Consider the following 22,897-nt stretch of genomic DNA (forward strand, 5'->3'; position numbering starts at 1 on the left):
TCAGGTCGTGATTAGAGTCTAATCATATGATTACCCGATACCGGGCAGCATACTGGGCAAAACCAGAAAGGATGACGATAAAAAACTCAATACGAAAAAATGAAAATTACACTCCAATATAGAGCATAAAATTCTATGGTCGCCCTCGTTTTTGCAACACTCATTTTGATGAATTTTGGGCTTACTTAAATCTATCCGGCGTCACTATAGGCAAGGAGCCTGCGCCTCGATGAGTTCCGCGCCTGATGAACCTTAAAACTGTGCCGGTTTCAAGGAGCCAATTTTTATGTTAGGTTTCTCATCAGGCCGGTAGGCCGTTCATGTCATCAATTATCAGTCTTCGCAAAACCAGTGGAGTAATCGTTAAATAGATTCACAATGATGTCAGTTTCAGGCAACAAATACCGTGTTTCGCGTCGTAATGGCCCAGGCTATTCGGGCGAGTTTATTCGCCAACGCACAGGCTACAATATTAGAATGCTTTCGTTCAAGTTGCTGCTTAACCCAGTCAGCCAGTTTGCCCTTTCTATGCTCGATATGCAGTATGAACGTTCGGGCACACAGCACCAACAGTTGCCGGAGTATCTTGTTACCCCGTTTACTGATACCCATTAAGGTCGTCTTGCCCCCAGTACTGTACTGGCGGGGAACCAATCCCGTCGAGGCTGCAAAATCCCGGCTGAGCACAGTAGCGAGCTGTTTTATCACGGCAATCCCCTTCGGCATACTGATGCCAAACTCAAGCAGGAAAGCCTGCATCTGGTTGGTGGCTTTCACTTTATCCCGCACCAGCGATTCCCAGACACGGTGCAGCGCTCGCATGGCTTGTTGAGTTTCCGTTCTGGGCTGAACAAACCGCATTGAAGGCCGTGAGGCCGCTTCACAGATGGCTTCCGCGTCAATAAAATCATTCTTGTTGCTTTTGACGAAGGGACGGACAAACTGCGGTGAAATCAGCCTGGCCTCATGCCCCAAATCAGTGATCCTCCTTGCCATGAAATGGGTGCCAGCACAAGCTTCCATCACCACCGTTGCCGGAGAGCAGGCAGCTAAGAATTCCATCAACTTAGTTCGGGTGAATTTTTTACGTAGCAGGGCTTTCCCCGATTGATCCTGACAATGGACATGAAAGGAATGTTTGCCGAGATCGATGCCAATCAGTGCGATCGTGTTCATGATGGTAGCCTCTTAAAAAATAAATCACACGCTGTCAATATATCGCTAACAAGGTGAGGGCGGCCATCTCATTACCGTGGGACATTTATGCAGCAATCTTTTCTGTCCAAGAATGCTCCGTTTCGTCACCTAATTTTATGCCCGGGTACCAATGCTCAAATTGGGTTTTCAAATCATCATTCAGTACGGCTGTACGGGTCTGGATTAAATAATGCGCACCTTGCTGACTCCATTGCATCTGCTGCTTTTTCACCATCCGTTTAGCAATCACTTTATTGATCGTCGATTCAACAAATGAAGTGGAAATGGGTTCACCATAGCAGTACATTTCACCGTAATTCGGGATCATCATGCTGTTATTTTCGATATAGGTGTACATCTCATCGACATGTTTTGACAAGGATTTCTTATTATCATAATGCGAGATGTCCTCATCACACATCGCAGCACAATCATCCAGGTGTTCTAATGCCTTAATCACATTGCCATGCCAGAGATACCATTTTGTACTGATTAAAGCGTCTAATAATTCTGCACCGAGTTCCGGGGCGTTTTTCGATACCCCTCTGGCATATTGTTTGAGTACTGTCAGACGCATCGTGATATGAAACCAATCCAGTACATGCTGCGATTCGGGGTACAAATTAAATTGCAGATCTCTGAGATTATCGGCACCATCCGATAAGAAAGTAATTTGTTGATTCGCCTGCATGCCCTGTGAAGATAGCTGGGCGATGAGTTTTCTTTTGGGGTGATTCTCCAGACATTGCACAAAACCAAAGCGTTTTTTTCCCCATTCGCGGGGATCTCCGGGGAGAAAATCAGGCTCCCCCTCTAATTCGGCCTCTTGTTTTTTGGCGATCTGACAGAGATGATTTCTGACGGTGGCGGCATTACAGTGTTTTCCCACTGGCAGAACATCTTTGAGCAGACTGACGGTTTGGGTTGAATGTTTCTCTCACGCACACCGGTAAACTCGAAATCCCTCTACCGGGATAATACCAAATAAGGTTCGGTACTGGATGGTATGTTTGTCTTTTATCCGGCGATTTCGTTGACAGCAAGGACAAGCACGATGTTCATCCAGATATTCAGCCGCCTGTTTCTGGATCATTGATTGCTGGATAGCGTTCAAAAGTAATTTAGATTCAGACAGGGAGAGTCCAATGTCATTGGGGGCATCGGACTGTTTTTCTATCGTGAATAACTTCTCAGTATGGCGATGCCCCGATTTATCGACCATCGCGATTTGGATTGTAAATTGCATGGTGCTGTCCTCCCGGGGTTGTGGCTACCGTATTTCCCCGTTTTTTAGCTGGTGACGCAATTTATAATACGTAGAAACACCTAATCCCACGTTATCGCAAGCTAGCTTTAACTTGATACCTTTCGATCTTAACGCGTCTATTTGAGGCAATTTACTGATTTCCGCAGGCGGTCTGCCCGTTCGTTCTCCACGCTGCTTTTTCGCGGCGATCCCTTCGGTTTGCCTCTCTCGAATGAGTGCCCGTTCAAACTGACTGAAGGCCGACATCATATGCAGTTGCAACTCTTGCATAGGCGTACTCTCGTTGGCACTAAAAGTGAGCGGCTCTTTCAGAAAGATCAGTGTAATACCTTGTTCGCGTAAACGCAGGGTCAGAGTACACATATCCATCATATTGCGGCATAACCGATCAATGGAGTGAACGACAATCGTGTCGCCGGTTCTGACCTGTTGAAGCATGTCCTGAAGCTGGGGCCGGTTGATGTTTTTCGCACTGGCCTGTTCGATATAGATTTTGTCAATTTCAATACCGGATGCAGACAGCGCCTCTTTCTGGCGATCAACGTGCTGGTCAACCGAACTCACCCGGATATAGGCATAGTGCATACTACCCTCAAAAGTCTTTAAACGTGATAAAGATTTGTAGAATACTCTATAAAGTTGACTTTTTCGGGGTTTATAGAGGATTATTGCTTTGTTTTCTGCACGGATGAAAAGGTATACCTTTATGGATATCTATCATCACTATCTACTACAGCCATATCACGATGGGTTCAAGTTCTGGTGAATCAAAGTTAAGTCTATTTAATTGGCGGTTAACCTTTGGCCGGTTGAATCTGACAGTATCAAGATCATCTATCAATGGACGAATTTCTCTGACTGTTGTTGTTTCATCAGCATGAATAATCGCGTTAAGTAGTGCCAGTGTTTTAGCGGTTTCATCGGCCAACGTTGCCCCGGGCATTCTGTTTCCTGCCAAACAAAAAGGAGACTTCAGATTAGAGTTTTCGAGAACAGTTTCAATACGGATATCGTGAAGCCAGTGCTCAAAAAAATTGTACTCATAAGTAAAGCGATCACCGGCATCAAATTCAAAGTCATCCAGCGCGATTTTGTAAGGGTTATCAGGAAATGCAATCCCGCCAGAGTAGGAAATGCCGTAATATTTGCCATAAATACGGAATTGGTGAAGGTGATCATCCTGCCATCCCTGAGAGATCTGAATGATATAGTGAAAAGCCGCTAAAGAAGTCCCACCTGATAATCTGAATCGGCGCCAGACCATAGGACTGATACCCCGAAGGGCGACTTTCACGATATAAATTTTCATGGTGAAATATCGGACTTAATAAGTGCACTTAGTTGTTCATTCTATCGCCGATTTAACACTATGCCCCACGGTTTTTTATGCTCTCTTTTATCCTGAGTTCACCTTCCTCTGATACCAGCGCGAAACAGCTGACATCGGGGTTTAATACCATCAGTTTGGCCATTCTTTTTAGTAAGTAAATTATCTTCATTCTCTTCAGCGTCATTTCAAGCCCCATATCGCGCTGCGCCGCCTGTTCAATATTGACAATGATTATACTGGTGTCTTCTGCTGCCTGATGAAGCAGCACGAGATCTTGGTCACTGCGCCACAGTGACAGGTTGGCTATGCCGGTATCAGAAAACCGGATGACTGAATCCTGACCCCGATCATCTATCGTGATATACCGGTAGTGAGTCAGCGCCTCCGAGGGGGAAAGCCAATAATACAATTTTTCTGAACGCCCGGTGATGGCCAGCCGATCGGTGCCCGCCAATTGCGGCAGCAGGATTCTTCCTTCCGGAGGAACCTGACCTACCTGCAATACCAGCCTCTCCGGTGTTCGGTTAACAAAACGGTAATTCCCCACTCGGGCGGGGATGGATTCTCCTTCGCTGATTTGCCACAAATCTCCGGTAGTCTGGTCATGGACATAACTGGCCTCCTGCCCGGCGACCTGACCCAGATAATGCAGAACATGATCCGGGTTAAGTATGCCGGCGGAACGAAGCGTTTTCTTTTCTTTCGGCAGATACCACGCAGGATAACCATACTCAGAAAACAGTCTAACGGCTTGCGATAATTCAGCCTCATTACTGAGTGCCACAATGGCTGAGGCAATTTGACTGTCCGGGCGATCCTGCACATGCCAGGCAATCAGCACCGGACGGTCTGTCATCTTGGCATCAGCTGACAGCAGTAAGACCGCTCCATCCGGGGTTTCCAGCCGGAGTGTATTGCCCTGACGAACCGCACTACAGTATTGATGGCTGGCCCGGAGCCAGGGTTCCGCTGCGGCAGGTTCCCCAGAGAGCACCCGCTTTTCACTCAACTTAAGGTCAGTCTCCGTCGACAGAGGCTGGCGATATAACTGATGGTTGTCGGTGTCAAAAATCCATGCCTGCCTGCCATCTTCCGCTTCCGCTAAACCAAGATAGACCAGAGTGTGTTCTGTATTGAGCCCAACTCTGCCCTGCACCACCAAATCTGCCTTACTGTCATACCAGGCACTGACGGGTTTTCCGTCTCTGTCCTGCAACCCCAGTAGCAGCAGGGTACTGAACTGATCTGGAGTATCCCGCGCCAGCTGTCTCAGTGCGGCCGTCAGACCCTGCTGGTGAGGTTGCAGCAGCCAGTCTACCGTCACCCCGATCAGACGGATACTGCCCTGATCGTCTGCCAGCCACAACTTCCCACTGCTGGAGAGTGCAACCAACTGCTTGTTCACGATGGATACGGATCTGATATCATCAACCGCCACCTTGCTGGCCGGGGTGTCGGACAGGCCATTATCCTGCTGAAAATAAAGACTATGTCTCTGATGGCTGTAAAAATAATAACCCGGTTTATCACCGGCCGTGGTGAAAACACGGGTGAAATCCTCCGTCAGGGTCAGCAAGTCCGGATTTTTATTTTTCAGCTCGGCATCCTCCTGATCCGGATTTATCCGGTTCATTCTGACCACATTTTGCAGCTGTTTTCCATCAGTCTGTAACCAGTAATGTCTGTCCACACCCGCTACTTGCCCAGAAAGGCTGATCACCTCCGCCGGGCTGCTTTTAACCTGACGCTCCGGCGCGCAGAGTTCGACGGTGAACCTCTGAGTCGCTGCCTGTGGTGCCAGCAGGCCATTAAACTCACCGTCATTGGAACCGAGAGGAACAGGCAACGAGATTTTTTTACTGACTTCATCCAGAGTCGCCAGCATGGCCGTATTCCCGTCAACTGCCACCAGTTTCAGTGCTTCCTCTTCCACCTGATAAGTATACGAGATACGGTTTTCATCCCGCTGCTGTTCCACCACAAACCAAAGCTGGTCATTGCTTTGCATCACGTGACTGCTGATTTTCCCCTGATCACTTTCCGGAAACATTATAGGCAGATACTGCCGCAGAACTTCGCCACTGACAATATCCACTTGCCAGAGCGTGGTATCCCGGTAAAACCACGCCTTATCACCCTTAACGTTCGCCAGCTCTACATTGTTGAGAAAATCCGCTGCGTCAGGGACGTTGGTGTAAATCATACGATCACGACCGGTTTCATAGAATGCACGGCCGACAGGACGGCTTTGCGGTGGTGAGTGTCGGTAGTGTTCCACCACTACATATGGCCTGTTGTGATGATCAGAATTGCTTAACTGCTTGAGATGATCATGCAACGCCTGAAGGCTGTTAAACCGCTCAGCATTCGTTTCAATCTCTTTTATCTGCCACTGCTGATTCTTTTCGTCCTGCTTGACAGAAAATACCCCTGCATTATTTATCAGGGAAATATTAACCGACGTTTCAGGCAGGGTTATCTTTATACTGCCAATATGCATTTGTCTGTTATCTTCTTTGCTGAGACTGGGGTTATCATAAGAATGGATATGACGGGCATCCAGTACCCAATGGGTAGCGGTGTCATTTCCCTGTAAGGACAGAGAGGCACCCTCCTGCAAGCTGATACGGTATTTGCCCTTTCCGCCAGTCAACCAGTAGGACAAGATCCCGTGAACATCTTCCGGTAACTGCTGGATGACAATATCCCGGTCTTCATCGTCCAGAATAATGTCAACCGGCGTTTCAACAAATTCTGGCTTTATACGGCGTACCACGCGCTCTGAGGGAAAAGCATAAAAATCAAAGTCGAATCGTCCGTCTTCTTCCAGTCGTCGCAGAACGTCAAATCCCCGGTCGTTGCGAGCAGTGACGAAGGGCAGGATCATATATTCGTAATTAATGTAGGACTTCATGGTAACGGGCAAGATCAGTATGTCGTTGCTTCTGGGATGGAAATGGAAGTCGATCTGCGCCTGTTTGTGACCGATGCCTTCACGGATATTAATTGCCTGTTTTTTATCAGTATTAGCTGGCCTGCCGGGCCACCAGCCAAAGTAATTACTCCGGCCTGACCCCCATGAGTAAGTCGGGTCGTTGCGATAGAGATACTGGCTGTCAAAAGTCAGATTACCATGGCACAAATCGAGCTGACGGATTACTGCGCCGGGGATTGGTTCCATCACCGTATAACGGCTGCCATCTTTTGCCACTTTTTCCGCCTGCCGGTATCCACCCTGCTGATAAGCTGCTTCCAGATCGGCAAAATAATTGCCTACCGCCTGTGCATCACTGGCTACCCTGCCGAACGCTTCGGCCAGAGCCGTAAAACCAATACCCAAACCAGCCAGTGGCACTGCCAACGAAGAGGCAAAACCAGCAACAATCGGGGCGCCGAAGATCCCAGCAACAATACCCACGCCAGTTGTCACCAGGCCAGCACTGTCAAACGCCAGCTGAGTACCATAAACAGCCTTCTGGGATTCATTCTGTGCATGCGCCAGTTCTAGGCTGTCCAGTATCACACTGAAGATATTTAACCCCACTCCGACACCCGTGCTGACATGGGACAGCGATGAAAACAGGCTGCTGGTCACTCCCCGGCCTTCACTGGCCACCGCTCTGTACAAACTGGCGAGTTTAGCACCGTCCTCCAGCGCACCATGAGCCATCTGCGCCAAGTTAACATAAGTGTGCACCTGTAGTGCGGTCTCTAACGTATTGGGCACCTTATCACCGGACACGGTGGTGCGATTTCTATCGGCAAACCATGGGATCAGAGTCCTAACCATAAAGGCGGTATTCAGTCCGTGAACAGCATCTGCTTCGAGGATACCTGTGCGCTGGGTTAGTTTCCCTTTGGTATACTCGTGAGTTTTGCTGACAGTCTCGAGCTCTTTATCATAAGAATGAATAAAATCAATAATACGTTGGTCATCCGTCGCGAATGTCCGGGGAGGAAGCTCAGACCGTGCCGTATTAATAAACCGTAAAGAATAACTTCCGGGCCGGGACTCATCCTCCCTGAGGCTGCCCAGTACTGGCAGCCATTCTTCTGCGGACAGTGCATTTTTGCTGTACAGCTGCTCCATGGCCTGCTGAAAATCTTCTGCACGATTAAGCATCGCCAGCAGCCGGATGTCAATCTGCGCATTGTCTGGATTATTTCCCAGTGGCGGGTTAACCATATCCCTTACAGGGACTGATTTACCTGGTGTTACTGTTCTCTCCTTCTCCCATACACTATTCTCCGGATTAAAATAGCGGCCAAAATGTGGTAAATGGAACTTCTTAGACTCTGGCAAGCCCTTATTGATGAGATCCATCACTCCGGCATACAGTTCACCCTGTAACGTTTTTTCTCTGCCTATATCGCGGTACTTGTCGAACATCTGTAACATGTCCTTGCCGATACTGCCCTTCCCTTCCGGTTCATAACGTGCAGCGACGTAGAAGGTTTCAAAGAACGAGTGATAGCCGTTATGGATCATGAAGGCGGCATTGGCCATCTGGAAGTTCCAGTACTCCTTGACGCTCAACGCACCATCAAACAATTCCGGTAAGACATTGCTGACAGTCTGGGTGGTCCCTGAAATTCCGCCTACAAACGGGGTGTCCAGGTCATTCATGTAGCGCGTGGCTTTATTTTCAGGGTCAGGACGGAATTGGTTGTAGCTGCGGTACTTATCGTCCTTGATTAGGTACGAACCATCATGATATACCCGCTCTTCAGGGCGGGTATTGAGGAGCAGATACGGGTCTGGCTGATTCAGCCGATTATTGATTATGACCTTGTTTTCACCTTTTTCCGACATCAGCTCAGCATGGGGATTTATCGGGACTGCACGCTTGGAATAGCTATCGGCTACCGGGCGCAAGACATGGAACAAGGCCTGTTTGCGCAGGCTTCTGCCCTTATTGCTCAACAGCGCCTCTCGCGACTTTTCAGCCGTCAGATCCTGTTGTACCTCGCTGCTCTCAAGGCTCTCGGGACCGACCAACAACAAGGAGAGTAGCTTTTTGTTCACCGAACGCTCAACTTCGGTATGATTGAAATCCTGTTTTTTCGGGTTGTTTGGATTCTGTTGGTTGATCCGTTGGGTTTCTTCTTCGATGGCCTGAATGCGCCATTGTTCGTACTGCTGTGCCAGTAACTCCTTAGATTGGGCGATGTCACTTTGCACATAGTTATTTTCTAGGATCTTGTCCACGATCTTGGAGGAGAACACGAGACTATTCAGTTTCTTCGCTAATTTGGACAATAGCGGGTCATTTTCGATGTTTTCCCAGACCGAAGTGGCAAATTCCTTTTCCCACAACACCTTGTTCAGGTTATTGCCCTTGATATCGCGCGTTTTGGCATTGAAGTTCTTCGACTCCAACACCGCTGCGGGGGTGATGTGGTTGCGTTCGAGCAAACGCACCAGTTGCTGCTCGAACACGTTGCGTTCTCCGCTGTCTTCAAACAAATGGCTGGCTTCCGCACCATTGTCTCGCAATAGATCCAGCTTCTCGAAAAATGCGGCGTTGTATTGATACAATTCGGCGGTCTGCGTCTGAGTCAAGTGCTTACTGTCGATCTTGTCGCCTTCAACGCTTATCTTCAAAAAGGGCGTTGCGGACAGGTAGGTTTCGCCCTGTGGCATTTCCAGCAAGTACTGGCGATCGGCAAAACCAACCGAGCGTTCCAGCTCATGGATATTGGTGAAAAGCCCATCACGATCCGGGTTATAACTGTTATTGCGAAAATCCTCCAAGCTGGTAGTCCGGAAGCTGGTGATATCAGCATTCTGGTTGATTAAGTCACTCAAGGTGCTGGCCAATGGAACGTTATCGGATCTGCTGGACACCTTAATTCCAATTTGGTTCGGTACCTTGCGGTCAACGTTGCTCAATAGTATTTTGCGATCGTTATCCAGAAAATGCTCCTTGAGGCCTTCGCGCTCGGAGTTTTCCGAAACCAGATAGTTAGCGAAAAACTTCTCGACAAATTTGATTTTGACCAGTACTGAGCGAATTGGTGCATAGGTCGGGGAGCGCAAGGATGGCTCATACTTGAGCCGGTATTGTTGTTGCCAGGCCAGGGAGCGGGCTGGAGTACCAAAGGAAAAGTTGAATACCCTGCCCTCCGGCACGACCAGCCTGCCGTCCCTCATGAAGAAGTCCTTGAAGCGTCCATCGGGGCTGGTATCAACCAGAGCGACACTCATGCGGATGTATCCAGGACGTTCCTCCATCATTAACAGTGAAATATTTACCGGCAGATTATCGGAGGTTTGGGGTACTTTGGTCAGCTTGTTGAGGGCCTCAACTTCTTCCGTAGGGGTTGTAGGGGTTGCCTTGAGAAAGTCGTTGTAGCGAGTTTTGACATACTTGTAGGCCTGCAGATTGGAAAAATGCTTCACGTATTTTGAGCTTAACTTTTCTAAAATGGGCTTCACGTCTTTTGAGTTTAACTTGGGATCAGCCTTCTTCTGTATAGTGAGTTGCTGTTCCAGAAGCTGTTTCAGAAACTGTTCCTGAGACGTGATCTCGGTATCTAACTGAGTCTGCTTGTCTGCTGCGTTCTTCCTCAGAGTCTCCGCATCCAAGGTGAGGCCATCACTGAGAATATTCAAGGCCTTTTTCCTAGAGTTGTCAAAGTGCGTTATGGCCGACTGCTGCGTTCTGTATATCTGGATATCGCGCTCCAGTTGCAGCTTGTAGGCCTCTCTCGCCGGCGTGTTAGGTCGTTTGTCCAGCTCCTGCCGGCTTCTCTCTAGTGTCTGCAAATGATCCTCAATAGAAACAGGATTTTCCTGCATCTGAAAATGCTGTGCAGCCAATACACTCAGGGTACTCTGCTGCATTTCTTGCAACCGTTCGTTTACCTGCTTGATATAGTCGGCACGCGCGTTGGTATCCATGTCGAACCATTCGGTCTGACGACCCGCCGCCTTGATCTGTTGATCGATCAGAGTATTGAGCAATTCTTCGAAGTCTTTGGACATATAAACCATTCCAGTAATCCTTCATCTGTTTTTGAACGAAAATCAGTCATAATATCTAAAGATATCTAGCTAAACCGTATTGATAATTACTATCAAAAATAATTATAAGCATCAATTAATTTTTGATAAAATAATTACATGTATAAATCAGTTAGTTGATTTATAGCGATGATGTTTGTTATCTGGTTGTTTTGGTTGGCTTTATTATCTGGATATGACGTCAAAGGCTTTATAACGACCTTTGCCAGTTCTGAAAAGCAGTGGGATACCCCATCGTGGCGATTGACGATAGCCGCTGTGGTAATCAGAACACCGACACCGGGAATTTTCATGATCCGCTGACAATCCGCATTCTATTTTGCCCACTCAGTCAGTTGTTTTTCCAAGCATTCAATCTCTTCATCACGTTTACTCAGCCGATAATATTGCTCTTCAATCAGATTGATCAGGAAGGGAGCGAATTTTATCCGGCATTGTTGCAAAGTTTGAGTCACTGGTTATGCTAAATTAAATGTTTAGTAACGGGAGCTCACCGTATGAATGTATTCAAAAGCCGTCATTTTACAGGCATTATCATTTTGTGGGCAGTTCGTTGGTACTGCAAATACGGCATCAGCTATCGTGAACTCCAGGAAATGCTCACTGAGCGTGGCGTTAATGTTGACCATACGACTCTTTATCGTTGGGTTCAGCGCTATGCACCTGAAATGGAAAGACGACTACGATGGTATTGGCGTAATCCAACGGGTGTCGGCGCTTGGCACCTAGATGAAACGTATGTGAAAGTGAACGGCAAGTGGACTTATCTTTATCGTGCGACAGATAGCCAAGGATATACAATTGATTTTTATCTCTCACCACGCCGGAATACCAAGGCGACTTATCGATTTTTAGGCAAGATTTTTAATCGCGTGAAGAAATGGCAAATACCAAAAGTCATTAATACCGATAAAGCCGCGCCTTACGCCCGTGCACTTAATATACTCAAGCTTGAAGGGAAGTGTCCCTTTCACGTTGAACATCGACAAATCAAATACCACAACAATGTGATTGAATGTGATCATGGTAAATTGAAGCGTATTATCATTCCCACATTAGGGTTTAAATCGATAAAAACCGCGCATGCGACGATAAAAGGAATTGAAGTGATGCGCGCTCTGCGCAAAGGTCAGGCAGAAAGCTTTTATTATGGGCAACCTTTAGGCGAAGTGCGTCTAGTGAATCGAGTATTTGGTCTATAACCTGCTTCGAGCCGGAACAGATCAAATTGATAACTTTATTTGCAACAGTGCCGAATAATGTACAGACTCGTCAGGCATGGGACTATCTAAAATAATTTTCATTTCTATACTTCCTTAATCATTTTCTATAGTCTCTGTTATTTCTCTAATAAAGATCATCGTTATATATAAGACCAAGTAGATAATATTCAGGAAGGCCAGAAGTACTCTTAACTACCAGACCTTAACGCTCCCCGCTGTCTATAGCAAACGTATCAACCCCGCAGATCTTCCCCATGTCCCCCTTCAAATATTTACATAATCACAAGGTAGTCAATATCCTAAAACCTGCCAATTTATTTTTTACTCTTTTGTACATGCAGAAATAAAAACCCCCCGTAATAACGGGGGCTTATAGTTAATTATTTACTAAAATGCTTTAGGTAAATCCTAAGCGGTACAGTGCTCCTGGTGACGAAAGCGCCACCCACCGCTGAACGGTACCTGTTCGATAATGAAGCTGCGCGAGGCGATCACTATACGTTTCGCAAGTGCAACCGCCTTTCACCGGACAGTAAAACTGTGGCGACAATCCATTATGGAGGGGGAAAAAGAGAGCCGGAAGACGGGAAGATCGCTTCCCCTGTCGACGCGGCGCTGGTTGATATTGCTACCATCGGGAAGTTGTATAACGCAATCCTTGCAGAGCTGAAGAAACTTGCGGGCAGCGCGGCAAGCTGACCGCGCTTAGTTGACAACGTGATGCAAAAACAATGGCAGTGAGAAATCACAACCATTCAGACCGCTGACAAACCTCGTTGAAAATAACGGGGTTTGTTCCTTTCATCATGAATCATAATCATTAACCCCGTTTAATTCCCCCCCAAAGTGCTATTTTCACTTCCCCTGCAATACGTTTTTTACGGCAGGGAGCAGTCACACATCCATGTCTAGATTGGTATGAGATCAATAACAACGACGTTTGCGATTACATCCCCTGTCATCACTTTGGTTGTTCCGGCCATACGATATCAGGGGCAATTGAGCAATCCACTCGACTGAGCCACACCCTGTATTTACGCCATTCAGTTAGTGAGGTTTGTTCTTTATCCGTAGCAATATCCAAATCAACGGCGTCCTGTAACGGTGCGATAGTATTTGCGGCCTGTAACATCAGATGCTGCTTTTTTCGTTCTGCCGAACGTTGCAGCTCTTTTTGAGATGGCGGCGGAATGTCACTCCATGCAGGTAACCCATCAGAGCCGGCAATACGGCGCTTTCCTACCGGTGGACTACTCGACGCGAATTCTAAATAAATTTTCTCACTTACCTCAATACCATCTTCAGGCCATGAGTCAGAAGCCATATATCGTTGTTTTAGTTCAACCGGATAAAATGAATTTGATTTTGGGCTATAAATATACCTCATTTAATACCCCACAACATAAATCATAGGTTGATATTGACGATTATATGCACCAGATGCAACTAATTGCAGCTCCACAGTGACTGATGCTTTATCCCAACCAATAACTTGCCAAAAACCGTCAGCGTAGACGTCGTATTTAGGTACTTTGGTTGACACCTGAACATTTAAAATACCTGTTGGAAAAGTTATTGGTAACGGAACCTGCATTGAAAGTTCTGCTGTCGCGATTTCACCTGTCGCCCATGCCGTAATGACCCCAGTGTTATGATCTTGAATCCACCCCGCCGTTTCCAAAAGTGTTGAACTTCTAACCAATTGGCTAACCCACCCACCCCATGTGTTTCCCTTATCCCAAGATTGCCGAACGGCTTCTTGTCCATGATGAGATGTGTAACGCTGGAAAATAACGTTACCTCCGTTCAATGCTTCCAAAATTCCATCTCCGTATAAATATCCTGCGGAAAACAGCGGAAAATCTGGGACGGAAGACGGATTTGAAACAGTTACGTTATAGAATCCACTCAATACATAATCACTAAACCGACTACCATTTCCAATAGTTCCCAAACTGGTAGCGTTCATTGCTCCGATATCAGCAGCATTCAAAGAGACATCATTAGTCAGTGCTCTTCCATTAATTTTCCTGCTATTAGGCACCGAATTTTTCGCCAGTTCCACAGTTTCCCGTAATCCGAGATTCTTCACAAACTCCGCTTTATCAGGAACATCCGCCCCGTTCTGCTTTTTCTCCAAGAAATTAGCATTATTTCTAATGGCGTTTTGATTAGCTATATTTGCCAGATCATATGCTGCTTTCACTGCTTTAGATGTTGCCGCATGAGTTTCACTATCACTACAAACATCATTACTTAGAGTAACAAACCCTCTATCTTCCAATGTTGCGTAAGGGTGGCTCCTGCTCTGTGCGTGCTCTTCAATCGCGCTTTTGATTGAATCTTTAACATATTCAGGTGTTGGTACTACTACTAAATTATCTTCTAAGGCTTTTATCTCAGTTTTTTTATCTTGAGTGCTCATATTTATTCCCTCATTTAATCAACAATACACATTGCTAAGTAACATGAAGGCGGGGGAATACTTCTCCGCCTGTAAACATCAATAAAATTGGTTTATCAATACTGGAGAGTACGACTTGACTAAATTTAGTTGGTTAACATTTGGTGAGTTGCATATTTCGATAACAGAATGACATAAAATAACATATGATCAAACATAATCGTTTATCTCTGTTTATTAATACACCGGCCAGTTAAACTCATTCAACAGTGGCGCTTATGGACAAGTTAAGAGCAATCAACGTTTTCCGGCGTGTTGTGGAATTAGGCAGCTTCAAAGCCGCCGCCCAAGATCTAGGCTTATCCAAGGCTGCTATCAGTAAGAACATCAATGAGCTTGAAGAGCATCTTAAAAGCCCCCTGATTAATCGAACGACCCGAAGCATGCATATAACCGCAAGTGGCAGGAATTACTATCATCAGGTATGCAACATCTTGGATGAACTTGAGAATGCTGACTTATCAGTTATGAAAACCTCTCACACTCTGACAGGCTCGATAAAAGTGAGTATTCCAATGTCTATAGGGCTCAAGGTATTAAATCCACTGATATGCCAGTTTATACATGCTCACCCCGGTATTTCTGTCGAAGTTGTCATGAGCGATAAATATACCGATCTTATTGAGCATGGAATAGATGTTGCGATACGTGGGGGAGGTGAACTGAGCGACTCCAGCCTTCGTTCCAGAAAGCTGATAAAAGTGCCCCGAGTCTTATGCGCCTCACCAGCATATATTGAGGCTTCTGAAAAAATACTCATCCCTGAAAATCTCGCTTCTCATAACTGCCTTATCTACAGTTTATCTTCTTCTCCACGACGCTGGATGTTTCACAATCAAAATGATGTGAAAGTCGTTGACCTTAAGCCCGGAACCTATGTGGTGAATAACGGACTTGCGCTCAAACAGGCAGCCCTTTCTGGACACGGCGTAGTTTTACTGCCTGAATTATTGGTCATTGATGAGCTACAGTCAGGCGAACTCGTCAGACTGCTTCCTGAATGGGAAGCGGACACACAGGCACTGTATGCCATACAACCCTTTCATAAAGAACGCTCTATCAAGACAAGGGCTTTTATCGACTTCCTTGTCAATGCACTGGATGAAACTTGCTGAATATCTTGTGATTTTAACGGACGCTTGATTACAAAATCACAGCACTCGCTCTGTTTTTCCTGAATACCGACAATCTCTTAAATAGCAAATTTCCGATTGAAATAGACGCCAAGCAAACTGGTCATGAAAAGTAATGGCCCTATCAGCGAGGGATTAAAATTGTTTACTATCAGTGCATAATATTTTCACATAACAGGCATTTTAATAAACTATCCATCTCCCTATACTCGGTTTTGCAGATGAATTTACCGGTTACATCAAAATTGGGGTGTAGATATGAACAATTCCGCTATTTCAGCATCAGAAAATCTTGTCCTGTTTTATCTTGATGGACGTCAACCAACCGTTGGCATTGAGAATATCAACAAGATTTTATTTTCCGTCGGCGTTCGGGTCAGTACAGTTCCGATCCCTGAAGAAGCTAAACCTATTCTTGAAGTGTCAAAAACGCGCACACTCACTGGAGAAGAGAGCGAGAAACTGATTTCGCTATTTTCTTTACACCGCGGAGAACTTCTGGAGCAAATCCGACTGGCTGGCCGCCAGCCGGAAGCTCACCGCGGCGGTTTTCTGTCGATATCGGAAATAGGTGTTGCACCTTATCCTAAGGTCTACGATATGAAAGCAATTTCGGTTGAAGCCAGAAAAACCGTTCTCGAAAAATTCGGCAAACTGCACGTGAATAGCTCTGAAGACGGGATGGGTATTGATGAAGTCATGACAGTTGTAGCTGGCGGCCCGTGGACCTGGTTCTTCCGTCTGCCGGACGGAGAGATTGCAAAGCTATCGATAGGACGCGTGGAAACTGGCGATCCCGCCTGGCGCCTTAGCTATCCCGGACTCGGAATGCATGCTGGCTTCCTGGATGCTAAGGATGGACTACTCGTGGCATTTGCCCACGGGCCGAAGCATTTCGTTATGCGCTATGACGAACCAAGTGTTGATAGTGCAGAGATGCTGGGCGCCAACCCGTGGATTGATTTCAGCGGTGATATCCCGAAACTAGTAAAATAAAAGCCCATTTTCCGGTTGTCGCTTCATGCACAACCGGTTTGTTATTTTCTGAAATCTATATCAGAAGGCTGTGATGATTCGGTAATTCTGGAGCCTACAGAAGACAGAGATAATCGATATCGAATCACCCATCAACAAGTGGATATCCATAAGGGGAGCAAATTACACTGTCCCCCAATTATGATGAACTCGATGTAAACGATTTCAAGGAATTCCGTATTAATTACGGTATGCAATTCGCGGATACGAAAGTTATCATAACTACTTCAAGGTATCAAAAGTTACAATATTAGTATCACTATTTGTCCATATGTCAGTTAACAACCAATGAAAATTGCAATTTTACGCCGTAATGGTCTTGGTGATTTAATTTGTACTCAGCCATTAATAAAATATTTATAATATAAATTTCCCATAGCTGAGATTCATCTATTTATCGAATCTAATAATAAGGAATTAGCTGATTATCTCTGCCCAGAAGTCATCACACATATTATTCCAAAAGGAAATAAATATATCACTACTCTGGGAACCGCGTTGAAATGGCGTAAATTACATTTTGATATCGCCATTTCAGCAAAGCCCACTCCCATGAAACTGAATAACCTATTTTTATGGCTTTTAGGGGCCAAAAAACGTTATGCGGTAACACAATCACATCAATGGCACGAAAAGCTAATCAATTACCCAACCTGTCCGCAGCATATTAAGGGATATCATCAATCACTCAAAATATTAAAAACATTTGATTCTGAAATAAACAAATTGTCCTCTGAGTTACTCCCTAAAATTTCATCTCAATATTTGTCACCAATCAAACAGCATGGCTCTCCCACTATCCTATTTTCTGTCTCAAATAATCGGCAAAGTAGCTGTATTACTCATGAACGGATAGCATTAATTGCCCAGAAAATTAGAAATCATTTTCCAGATGTGAGATTTATTATCTCCACTCTTCGACATGACAGATCACATGCTGAGAAGTTACTTGCAATGATAGGAGACCAAACTCAGATAGTCGAATGTCAATCACTACACTCTTTTTTGTCACTTCTCAACAGCACAGATCTGATCATTGTTGGTGATGGTGGAATATGCCATTTAGCCGCCGCATTAGACAAAAAACTGGTGGCTCTCTATGGTGTCACTAAGCCGGAGAATTGGGCTCCCCTTGCTTCTGAAAACCAATGTGTGACACTTTATGATCCCAAAAATGTCAACAATATTCCTCTGGAAGATATCTATCAGGCAGTTTTTAAATTGCTCTCCTCAGAAAAAACATACTTATTATTCGAATCAAGCTGTAGGTAAAGTTATTTGCACTTATTCATGCGAATGCACAGTAACTTGTTAACTGTTTCAATGTCACTCCACCAGACAGAGACGCTAAATGTATACACCACATAGATTGACATCTGTTAACGCTCGGTTCCAGCCCGGTTAATTTCTTCCATGACTAAAACTGTGATTAATGATTTTGATGATGAAATATACAGCCACACTAATAGCAATGGAATATCCGAATTAATAATAAGACAAAAATGAATCAATTTGTCTAATTTATATCATGATGAAAAATAAGACATTAAATAAACATCATTACTATTTCTTAATTGAATTAACTCAATCAATCGATTAATTTAATCTTATAACACAATGAAATAGAAAGAAATTTTAATTAATTGCAAAAAAAATACTATTTTTTTGTTTAAGTTGTTGAAAAAGATCATATTTTAGTTAATACTATTTTCCGTCGAGTGAGAAATAGACCTAAAACAAAGAAGAAACTCTGGATTGGAAATCAACTTAAGATTCTAACAAAAATAAGAAGAAATTTTCGTTATCTTAACTGTGGTTAAGATGGCAGTTTATCCGATCGTATTGATATTATTAATGCGATGGCATTACATATTACGGTTCGCCCAATCAGAATATTCACTTTCTTTGAGTAAGATACTAGTGTGTTGCGTTGAGTAGCTATAGACTACTTTTATTAATATCGCTATTGAATTTCCATTTCAGTAAAAATAGTGAAGATGAATTTATCCATATGTACTATGCACCTTACCTATTAAGCACTTTTCACTGCATTATTAGCAATACATTAAAAGAATTTTGCTATTAACACGAGACTTATCGTGTCGTAAGATTTTAGAACATCTTAATAAAAATAAGAATCATTATTAACAACACGAGTAGATTTATAACAATAGATGATATTTTAGAGAATAAAACAACTCTTTTCTGGAAAGAAATTAATATCAGACATTATTATCAATAATATGAATATAGATGGGGCAGACTATAACATGGTGAGAAACAATGACTAAGTTAGGATAAACTAAAGATATATGTAAGAAATGGTTAAATATGCAATTGCATTATATTACCATGTAAAAATGACTTTAATGATATCATCAACCATTAAACTATAATAATGGTTAGATGTATATTTCTATTGTATAGGCAAGACTAAAAAATATATTTATTAAGGTAAGGTATTTTTAAATGAAAAAGAATTTTATTTTGGTTTCTTTAGTAGCAGCATTAGGAATTTTTAGTAGTTTCAGTGCGTTATCTTATGATGGAACAATTAAATTCCGAGGTACTATTATTAATGAAGGGTGCACAATAAATGTCCCGGACAGTGGAACCGTAAACTTCGGTAAGCTGTCAAAAAACGTATTTGGAGGAAAAACAAATACAGTTGGTATAAGTAAAGATTTTTCTATCTCTTTAACAGCCTGTCCTAAAGATGGAGCTGTAGGTATCTCATTTGATGGTGAGCCTAATATTCATAATAAAAGTTTTTACGCTTCAGGATTGGATGGAGTGGGTATTCAAATATCCAATGCAGATAGTGGAACTGAAATAAAACCAAGAGAACATGCTACGGGAGTTGCAACAATCACAAGTAACACCGCCACTATGAAATTCATAGCAAAACTAATTTCGACAAATAATAGTATTACAGCAGGTGCGATAAATAAAGATATCAATTTCACAATCATATATCCATAATCATCGAACAAACATCTTTAATATAATTAAACATTTTTATAACTAAAGGAGTAAAAATGCTTCGCTTTATTACTCCCTTTTTGCTTGTCTTTTTTATAGGGCAAGTACAAGCAGGGATTACTTTAGGTGGCACTCGCCTGATCTATAATAGCTCACAAAAAGAAGCCACGATTTCTATCACCAACTCAGACACAGAAAGACCTTATCTTGTTCAATCATGGGTAGATAATATCGATAACAGTCAAAATAAAGTACCGTTCGTTATTACACCGCCATTGTTTAAGATGTCGAAAGAGAGCGAGCACCAAATTCGTGTTTCATATATCGGCAATCATCTGCCTGCGGATAGGGAATCGATATTTTTACTCAATGTCAATGCGATTCCGGCAGTTGAAAAAAATGACAATAGCAAGATGATCATCACGATAAAAAACATTATCAAATTGATTTATCGTCCATCCGGGCTATCTGATAACGATGCTAATGATGCCATTAATCGTTTGGAAGCATCACGTAATGCCAATGGAATTCAATTAACTAACCCCACGGCTTATTACGTTAATCTTAATGAGATGAAAATTAACGGAACATTAATACCTAGACCCGGATTTATTCCCCCTTTTAGTCATAAGGTATTTTCAGCCGCAAATGGCATAAAAAGCGTGACTCTGACTGCTATCAATGATTACGGTGGCACAACAGAAGAGCGCCGGTTTAATTTCTAATAATATTGTCTGATGAGTGTATTGTGAAAAGAATAATCAGTTTTGCTTTAATGATTTGTTTTTTATCGTTGCCAGCATATGCAGAGCTGTATTTCGATATCAATGCATTACAATTATCAGACGAAGACAAAGAGAATATTAATCTGGAAAGTCTGGCAAAAACGGACTCCCATATTCCAGGCGTCTATAAAGTTAATGTTATCGTCAATAAAAGGGATATCGGCATTAAAAGCCTATCCTTTATTGACTGTGGAAATAAACTTTGTCCTGAATTATCTATCAGTTTATTGAAAGAAATCGGGGTAAAAACAGCAAGCTTCCCAGAATTAGCATCCCTTGCTGAACAAGAGATCATTTCTCAACCGGAGAAATATATTAAACAGGCGTCAGCAGAACTGGATTTAAGCGCTTTGACGCTGATGTTGAATTTTCCACAAGCTGCCATGCAATCGCAAATCAGGGGAGATATCTCTCCTGATCAGTGGGACGATGGTTTGCCTATGTTTTTCACCAATTATCATTTAACAGGAATGCAATCCTGGAATAAAAATCAAAGTGAACAGAATCAATATCTGAATTTACGTAGTGGCTTTAATTTAGGTCCGTGGCGAATTCGTCATAATAGTTACTACAACCATACCGGTACAACATCTGAATGGAAATCGCTTAAAGCCTATGCTGAACGGGATATTCGACCATTGAGATCTCGACTGGTATTAGGCGAAACATCCACCGATAGCATGGTATTCGATAGTTTCACCTTTAATGGCATTAAATTGATGTCTGATAGCCAAATGTTGCCAGATAGCCAACAAGGGTTTGCGCCTGTTGTACGCGGTATCGCGATGACTCACGCAAGAGTAGAAGTGCACCAGAAAGATAATATTATTTATCAAACTTTTGTGCCACCCGGCGCTTTTGAAATTACTGATATTTACCCCAGTAACCTGAATGGTGATCTGGAAATATCCATTTATGAAGAGAATGGCAATGTCAGAAAATTTACTCAGCCCTTTGCTGCCTCACCATTGATGATCCGTTCCGGTCAAATGAAATATTTTGCTAATATCGGTAAATTCAGCGGTGGCAAACAGGCTAGTAAAAAAAGATTTATTCAGACAGAAGCTATTTACGGGCTATGGGATAGCACCACCATTTATGGCGGAGTTATTGTTTCTTCTGACTATCAAAGTCATGCATTAGGTTTAGGACATAATTTAGGAAAAATTGGCGCGGTATCAATCGATGTCACCAATGCAGCAACTCATTTCCCAAATGGAGAAAAGAAAAGCGGGCAATCTTATCAAATACGCTACAGTAAAGGTTTTACTGAAACTAATACAACGGTGACATTGGCGGGTTATCGCTACAATACCAATGGTTATTACAGCTTTAGCGATGCTAATAATAACCACCAATTTACGAATAATAACAGAAATAGCGCGCCTAAAAACCGGATGCAAATAACAATGGGCCAAAGCTTAGGGCAATATGGCAGTCTTTCATTATCGGCCTGGCAACAAGATTACTGGCAAGATAAAACCAGTAAGAATCAGTCATATTCTATGTCCTATAATACTAATATTCGTGATATCTCTTTGTCATTGAGCTATAATTACCATCGTAATCGCTCAAACATTAATAACGATCAAGTGTTTTCATTCAATATTAGTATTCCTCTGGATAAATGGCTGCCATCAAACAATCATAGTGCATCGGTAGATTATGATACCTCCTATAACACTAACGGTAACAGCCAGCATTCAATGACATTATCCGGCTCTTTACTGGAACAACAGAATCTGAACTATACTATTTCTCAAAATTACAGTTATGAAAAATCTGAGAAAGAAAAAGAATCAGGTAATGCCGCCAGTTTATATTACCGAGGTTCATATGGTTCAATTAATGTAGGCTATACCACTGATCATAGAAAAAATCAGCGGGTTAATTATGGATTAGAGGGAGCGATTATTGCCCATCCCTATGGCGTTACCCTGGCGCAAAATATTAGCGAAAGCGGCGCCAGTGCTTTAATTCGTGCCCCCGGAGCAACCAATGCCAAGGTACTGAATAATACCTCTATCAGTACAGATTGGCGAGGATATACCGTTGTGCCTTATATATCGCAATATCGGGAAAATATGTTATCTCTTGATACCAATACATTCAGTGATGACGTAGATATTGATAATCCAACCACTAAGGTCATTCCAACCAAGGGGGCTTTAGTATTGGCGGATTATTCTATTCGTATTGGTCATCGAGTATTTTTAACTTTACAACATAACGGCAAGAAACTTCCATTCGGCACAGTCATTACGGGCCCAAATGGTGTCAATGGTATGGCGAATGAAAGAGGAGAAGTTTTCCTCAGTGGTGTGAATGACACAGCAAAATTAACAGCCGATTTAGGCAATAAACAAAACTGTCATATTCAATTCGATAGTAAATTATATCAAAAAATTAATGGTATTATTCTGACTTCATTACGTTGTCAGTGATTAAAGCAGT

At 43.5% G+C, this 22,897-nt stretch carries 16 protein-coding genes and 1 pseudogene; 9 read left to right on the forward strand and 8 right to left on the reverse strand.

All coding sequences use genetic code 11. The features are described 5' to 3' along the window. Positions 1–390: 390 nt before the first annotated feature. The 5 genes and pseudogenes from C6H66_RS16935 to C6H66_RS16955 all read right to left on the reverse strand — a co-directional run bounded on the left by C6H66_RS16935 (position 391) and on the right by C6H66_RS16955 (position 10,782). On the reverse strand, positions 391–1,176 hold the full coding sequence (locus C6H66_RS16935) for an IS110 family RNA-guided transposase (RefSeq protein WP_105396180.1): 786 nt from the start codon (positions 1,174–1,176) through the stop codon (positions 391–393). An 85-nt stretch (positions 1,177–1,261) separates the two neighbouring features. After that, positions 1,262–2,443: pseudogene (locus C6H66_RS16940) on the reverse strand (ISKra4 family transposase). 24 nt (positions 2,444–2,467) lie between these two features. Next, positions 2,468–3,049, reverse strand: a complete 582-nt coding sequence (locus C6H66_RS16945) for a recombinase family protein (protein ID WP_105396181.1) — start codon at positions 3,047–3,049, stop codon at positions 2,468–2,470. Positions 3,050–3,194: 145 nt separating this feature from the next. Then, positions 3,195–3,773: a plasmid pRiA4b ORF-3 family protein gene (locus tag C6H66_RS16950; protein WP_105396182.1), complete on the reverse strand. Its 579-nt coding sequence runs from the start codon at positions 3,771–3,773 to the stop codon at positions 3,195–3,197. 58 nt (positions 3,774–3,831) lie between these two features. Beyond that, on the reverse strand, positions 3,832–10,782 hold the full coding sequence (locus tag C6H66_RS16955; RefSeq protein ID WP_248000705.1) for a TcdA/TcdB pore-forming domain-containing protein: 6,951 nt from the start codon (positions 10,780–10,782) through the stop codon (positions 3,832–3,834). 168 nt (positions 10,783–10,950) lie between these two features. Here C6H66_RS16955 and C6H66_RS26890 point away from each other — a divergent pair, with 168 nt between their 5' ends. After that, positions 10,951–11,124 (forward strand): hypothetical protein, encoded by a 174-nt coding sequence (locus tag C6H66_RS26890; RefSeq protein WP_248000706.1) that lies wholly within the window; start codon positions 10,951–10,953, stop codon positions 11,122–11,124. Positions 11,125–11,135: 11 nt separating this feature from the next. Here the strand turns inward: C6H66_RS26890 and C6H66_RS26895 are convergent, their stop codons facing one another. Continuing rightward, positions 11,136–11,276, reverse strand: coding sequence for a hypothetical protein (locus tag C6H66_RS26895; RefSeq protein ID WP_248000707.1), 141 nt, complete (start codon positions 11,274–11,276; stop codon positions 11,136–11,138). Positions 11,277–11,318: 42 nt separating this feature from the next. Between C6H66_RS26895 and C6H66_RS16965 the strand changes: the two genes are divergently transcribed. Both C6H66_RS16965 and C6H66_RS16970 read left to right on the forward strand, forming a co-directional pair. Next, positions 11,319–12,023 (forward strand): IS6 family transposase, encoded by a 705-nt coding sequence (locus C6H66_RS16965; protein WP_105396184.1) that lies wholly within the window; start codon positions 11,319–11,321, stop codon positions 12,021–12,023. Between the two features lie 450 nt (positions 12,024–12,473). Continuing rightward, complete coding sequence (locus C6H66_RS16970) at positions 12,474–12,743, forward strand: hypothetical protein (RefSeq protein WP_146111061.1); 270 nt, start codon at positions 12,474–12,476, stop codon at positions 12,741–12,743. A 262-nt stretch (positions 12,744–13,005) separates the two neighbouring features. Here C6H66_RS16970 and C6H66_RS16975 read toward each other — a convergent pair whose 3' ends face one another. Both C6H66_RS16975 and C6H66_RS16980 read right to left on the reverse strand, forming a co-directional pair. After that, positions 13,006–13,431, reverse strand: a complete 426-nt coding sequence (locus C6H66_RS16975; RefSeq protein ID WP_105396186.1) for a tail fiber assembly protein — start codon at positions 13,429–13,431, stop codon at positions 13,006–13,008. Further along, on the reverse strand, positions 13,432–14,469 hold the full coding sequence (locus tag C6H66_RS16980; RefSeq protein ID WP_105396187.1) for a tail fiber protein: 1,038 nt from the start codon (positions 14,467–14,469) through the stop codon (positions 13,432–13,434). A 257-nt stretch (positions 14,470–14,726) separates the two neighbouring features. Between C6H66_RS16980 and C6H66_RS16985 the strand changes: the two genes are divergently transcribed. The 6 genes from C6H66_RS16985 (at position 14,727) to C6H66_RS17010 (ending at position 22,887) form a co-directional block, all read left to right on the forward strand. Next, a complete protein-coding gene (locus C6H66_RS16985) occupies positions 14,727–15,623 on the forward strand; it encodes a LysR family transcriptional regulator (RefSeq protein ID WP_065391270.1) in 897 nt (298 codons plus the stop codon). 276 nt (positions 15,624–15,899) lie between these two features. Next, positions 15,900–16,637: a hypothetical protein gene (locus C6H66_RS16990; RefSeq protein ID WP_105396188.1), complete on the forward strand. Its 738-nt coding sequence runs from the start codon at positions 15,900–15,902 to the stop codon at positions 16,635–16,637. A 537-nt stretch (positions 16,638–17,174) separates the two neighbouring features. Beyond that, complete coding sequence (locus tag C6H66_RS16995) at positions 17,175–17,948, forward strand: glycosyltransferase family 9 protein (RefSeq protein ID WP_105396189.1); 774 nt, start codon at positions 17,175–17,177, stop codon at positions 17,946–17,948. A 1,197-nt stretch (positions 17,949–19,145) separates the two neighbouring features. After that, a complete protein-coding gene (locus C6H66_RS17000; protein WP_105396190.1) occupies positions 19,146–19,658 on the forward strand; it encodes a fimbrial protein in 513 nt (170 codons plus the stop codon). A 56-nt stretch (positions 19,659–19,714) separates the two neighbouring features. Continuing rightward, positions 19,715–20,383 (forward strand): fimbrial biogenesis chaperone, encoded by a 669-nt coding sequence (locus tag C6H66_RS17005; RefSeq protein ID WP_105396191.1) that lies wholly within the window; start codon positions 19,715–19,717, stop codon positions 20,381–20,383. A gap of 23 nt (positions 20,384–20,406) precedes the next feature. Next, the gene (locus C6H66_RS17010; protein ID WP_248000708.1) at positions 20,407–22,887 is read left to right on the forward strand and encodes a fimbria/pilus outer membrane usher protein; all 2,481 of its coding nucleotides are present in this window, start codon (positions 20,407–20,409) and stop codon (positions 22,885–22,887) included. The last annotated feature ends 10 nt before the right edge of the window (positions 22,888–22,897 follow it).

Origin of the sequence: Photorhabdus hindustanensis (assembly GCF_002968995.1) — a bacterium.
Classification (GTDB): domain Bacteria; phylum Pseudomonadota; class Gammaproteobacteria; order Enterobacterales; family Enterobacteriaceae; genus Photorhabdus; species Photorhabdus akhurstii.

Excerpts from the sequence above, each read along its gene's own strand:
- C6H66_RS16935 (WP_105396180.1), bottom strand. The coding sequence starts at position 1,176 with ATGAACACGATCGCACTGATTGGCATCGATCTCGGCAAACATTCCTTT.
- C6H66_RS16945 (WP_105396181.1), bottom strand. The coding sequence starts at position 3,049 with ATGCACTATGCCTATATCCGGGTGAGTTCGGTTGACCAGCACGTTGAT.
- C6H66_RS16950 (WP_105396182.1), bottom strand. The coding sequence starts at position 3,773 with ATGAAAATTTATATCGTGAAAGTCGCCCTTCGGGGTATCAGTCCTATG.
- C6H66_RS16955 (WP_248000705.1), bottom strand. The coding sequence starts at position 10,782 with ATGTCCAAAGACTTCGAAGAATTGCTCAATACTCTGATCGATCAACAG.
- C6H66_RS26890 (WP_248000706.1), top strand. The coding sequence starts at position 10,951 with ATGATGTTTGTTATCTGGTTGTTTTGGTTGGCTTTATTATCTGGATAT.
- C6H66_RS16965 (WP_105396184.1), top strand. The coding sequence starts at position 11,319 with ATGAATGTATTCAAAAGCCGTCATTTTACAGGCATTATCATTTTGTGG.
- C6H66_RS16975 (WP_105396186.1), bottom strand. The coding sequence starts at position 13,431 with ATGAGGTATATTTATAGCCCAAAATCAAATTCATTTTATCCGGTTGAA.
- C6H66_RS16980 (WP_105396187.1), bottom strand. The coding sequence starts at position 14,469 with ATGAGCACTCAAGATAAAAAAACTGAGATAAAAGCCTTAGAAGATAAT.
- C6H66_RS16985 (WP_065391270.1), top strand. The coding sequence starts at position 14,727 with ATGGACAAGTTAAGAGCAATCAACGTTTTCCGGCGTGTTGTGGAATTA.
- C6H66_RS16990 (WP_105396188.1), top strand. The coding sequence starts at position 15,900 with ATGAACAATTCCGCTATTTCAGCATCAGAAAATCTTGTCCTGTTTTAT.
- C6H66_RS17000 (WP_105396190.1), top strand. The coding sequence starts at position 19,146 with ATGAAAAAGAATTTTATTTTGGTTTCTTTAGTAGCAGCATTAGGAATT.
- C6H66_RS17005 (WP_105396191.1), top strand. The coding sequence starts at position 19,715 with ATGCTTCGCTTTATTACTCCCTTTTTGCTTGTCTTTTTTATAGGGCAA.